At 58.7% G+C, this 501-nt stretch carries 1 pseudogene; it reads left to right on the top strand.

Annotated elements, in window-relative coordinates:
• Positions 1 to 248 precede the first annotated feature (248 nt).
• Positions 249 to 501: pseudogene (locus tag A3714_RS02820) on the top strand (phospholipase D family protein); the annotation flags it as partial.

The following is a 501-nucleotide window of genomic DNA, read 5'->3' as shown; positions in this document are numbered from 1 at the left end:
GGCGGCCAGCAGGCCGGCGAAAAGAATGTGCTTCATGAGTGTTCATCCCTGAGCAGAAAATGGAGTGTCCAGAGGGTGGCGGCGTGACAAGTCCCGGGCGTAAAAAACCTGTGAATTTTAGGTGAATGCCGTTCGTTTTATGGCAGGGTAGGCATTACTGGCGAAAACAGGACAATCATCATGGCCCGGTCATGAGCGGGTCATAACAACGGCAATGGAGCGGTGTGGGTAAATGGAGAGGGAACATTATGAGTGCGCAGGCCAGCCCGACGGCACTGTCCTCCCTGTCGCTGGTGTCTGACAGCGACCAGGCGTTCACCCTGCGTGTCACCCTGGTCCGTCTGGCCCGGCGAACCCTGGATGTGCAGTATTACATCTGGGATGACGACACCACCGGCAAGCTGCTGATCTACCGGGTGCTGGAAGCGGCGCGCCGGGGGGTGAAAGTGCGCATGCTGCTGGATCACGCCAATCAATTGGGCCGGGATGTGAAGTGGGCGG

The organism is Alcanivorax sp. HI0007 (assembly GCF_001635525.1).
Classification (GTDB): Bacteria; Pseudomonadota; Gammaproteobacteria; order Pseudomonadales; family Alcanivoracaceae; genus Alcanivorax.
This window is presented reverse-complemented; position numbering and strand designations above follow the sequence as displayed.